A 2,498-nucleotide genomic window follows, 5' to 3' on the forward strand; every position below is an offset into this window, starting at 1 on the left:
GGGCCAGGCCATCGGGCTGTTCCTGCGTCACGTAAGTGATGTTGACGCCGAACTGAGAGCCGTCGGCCAGCAGTCGCTGGAATCCGGGCACGTCGTGTGGGGTGGTGATCACCAGGATGTCGCGGATACCGGCCATCATCAGGGTGGACAGCGGGTAGTAAACCATCGGTTTGTCATAAACCGGCAGCAGCTGCTTACTTATGCCCGTGGTGATCGGATGCAGACGAGTGCCCGACCCGCCGGCAAGGATGATTCCGCGCATTGGAGCTCCTGATGCCTCGATCTGCCCTATTCGACGGCGTCGGACTCGGTCAGCTCGGTGGCCGCCAGCGCCGTCGCCAAGCTGTCGTGCCGGAAGACCGAGGTGACATGGTCACGGACGACGCGGAATGCCAGCGCGCTGGTGGCCGCCCCCGGACCGTCAGAACTGCTCTGTTTTTGTTCGGCGACGACGACGCCGTCGTGCACGTACATCTGACCGAGCTGAGTGGTCTCCCGGTGCGAGGTGGCCCAGTTGCGCAGAGCTTCGTGGCCCTGCATGGCTCCGTGCGCGTCGCCCATCTCGATGTCGTCGCTGGACAGGGATTCCAGGGTGGCCAGGTCAGCAGAGTTGAGGGCGTCGTGCCATGCCAGAACGGTGGCGATCTCCGATGTGGTCATGTGTGCAAATTACCGCGCCGCCCTCGGCTAGAGGGGCGTACGGTCCAACCAGCGATCCCACACGGCGGCGTCACCGAACAGTTCGACTCCCGTCTCGGCCAGTCGCCGGCGGCGCAGCATCGCCAGCAGTAGCTCGGTCGCCCCACCGCGCAGCGCGGCGCTGCCCTTGCCGTGCCGGTGCGACCAGGCGATCCGGCCCTCCTCGACGGCGACCGTCCACTCGCCGTCGTCACCCAGCCCGCCATCGGTGGCGTGCAGATGCAGGGTGTCGCCCCGCTCGAGCGGGAGCGGCGTCCCCCCGGCGCCCGCCTGGATCGCCACCCGCTCCAGCCATTCGGTGATCCCGTCGGCGGCCACACCGGGCTCCAGGGTGAAATCGCTGCCCAGCGCGATCGCCGCGTCGGCGCGGTGCACCGCGACCTCGTGCAGGCGGCGCCGGACCCACCAGTTCGCCGGGCGCGGCCCGAGGAACGTCCAGACGGGGGTTTCCACCCCGGTCAGCTCGACGGCGTCGATCAGCCGCTGAGCACCGCCCTGCAGCCAGGCGATCGCGCCGGCCGGATCGGGCGGCGGCTTGCCGCCCTCCACCGTGCGGGGATCGAGGTAGCTGTCGAGTCGCTCGCGCACGATCTGCGCCGCCCACCGGTCGCCGCGGCCGACGTGGCGGAAGAGTTGTCGGAGGGTCCAGCCCGGGCAGGTGGACACGGGCGTGGCCTCATCGACATCCTGAAAGAGCTCTGCGAAGGCCCGATTCTCGTCGAGGAATGCGCCGGCGAAGTCCACGCCGGTCACGCTACCCGCATGGCGTACGCGTCCGGCACATCGCTGCCGTGACTTGAGCGGGTCGGGTCGACAGGGCAGTCTTACTAACCAATGCGGGTCGGGAGGAGTGCTGGGGTGGATCGCCAAGGGCTGGCCGCCGATTGGGAGAGTGGGATCGCCCCGGCGGTAGGCGGGCTGCAGGACAACCTCGGCCCCCGAGGGTTGCAACTGGACTACTCGATCGAGTCGCTGCAGGCGGTGGAATCCCTTACCCGGGAACTGTTTGAGACAACCGCGCGAATGCTGTCGCCCCAGGAGCGTTCGCTCGTGCAGGCCCTGATGGCCTACGTCGGGCTTTCCCTGATACACCTCACCGGCGGGCGCTGGCAATGGGACGACGAACCGGGCTTCGCGCAGCGGGCCCTTCCGCCGCTGGCCGACGCCTCCCTTGCCGAAGCGGTCACCACCCAGATCTGGGCCTGGCCAGATGCCGAAGACGCTGCGGTCGGGATCCCCCTCGCAATTCCGGGCGACGGGCTGGGACTCGAACCCGTTTCTCCGCTGCATCTGTTGCTGGCCACGGTCGCGGATCGGCCGGGAAATGACAGCGGGCCAGTGGCGCGCACCTACGCCACGTGGCAAGCCAAGGTCACCACCCCGCCGAAGCGCGGGGTGGTCGGCATCGACATCTACGACACGCCTGCCGCATCGACCGGATTGGACGCGTGGCTGGTCGCGCGCCGGCAAGACTTTCCCGCTTGGAAAAGCCGCTATCCGGGGGCGTGGGACAACACCCCGGAAAGCGTTGACGCGCTTACCGAATTGACGCATGACGTGACGCCGACGGTCGAAAGTCTTTACGACCCGGCCAACGCGGACTTCGTCGAGGGCGCCACGTGGTATCTGGGCGAGATGTTGTGCCGTGCCGATCCCGCGCGCTGGGTGGACCGTCCACACATGGTGCGAGACGGCGAACCCGCCCTCGTCGGCTATCACATTCAAACGAATGACGAAGCCGCCACCACGAATCCGTTCCTGCTGCTGGAATTGGGCCTGACGACGGGGCAGCCAAAAGC

Annotated in this window: 4 protein-coding genes; 1 reads left to right on the forward strand and 3 read right to left on the reverse strand. The window is 67.8% G+C overall.

The features are described 5' to 3' along the window. The 3 genes from A5652_RS02230 to A5652_RS02240 form a co-directional block, all read right to left on the reverse strand. Positions 1 to 262: sugar phosphate nucleotidyltransferase (locus A5652_RS02230; protein ID WP_156745107.1), on the reverse strand; the 262-nt coding region annotated here is incomplete at its 3' end. Between the two features lie 26 nt (positions 263 to 288). Continuing rightward, positions 289 to 660 carry a nuclear transport factor 2 family protein gene (locus A5652_RS02235; RefSeq protein ID WP_067346214.1) on the reverse strand — a complete coding sequence of 124 codons (372 nt, stop codon included), beginning with the start codon at positions 658 to 660 and terminating at the stop codon, positions 289 to 291. A 27-nt stretch (positions 661 to 687) separates the two neighbouring features. Then, positions 688 to 1,443, reverse strand: a complete 756-nt coding sequence (locus A5652_RS02240) for a maleylpyruvate isomerase family mycothiol-dependent enzyme (RefSeq protein ID WP_067346216.1) — start codon at positions 1,441 to 1,443, stop codon at positions 688 to 690. A 114-nt stretch (positions 1,444 to 1,557) separates the two neighbouring features. Between A5652_RS02240 and A5652_RS02245 the strand changes: the two genes are divergently transcribed. Next, positions 1,558 to 2,498: hypothetical protein (locus A5652_RS02245; RefSeq protein WP_197513707.1), on the forward strand; the 941-nt coding region annotated here is incomplete at its 3' end.

It is taken from the genome of Mycobacterium sp. 1165178.9 (assembly GCF_001673555.1).
Taxonomy (GTDB): domain Bacteria; phylum Actinomycetota; class Actinomycetes; order Mycobacteriales; family Mycobacteriaceae; genus Mycobacterium.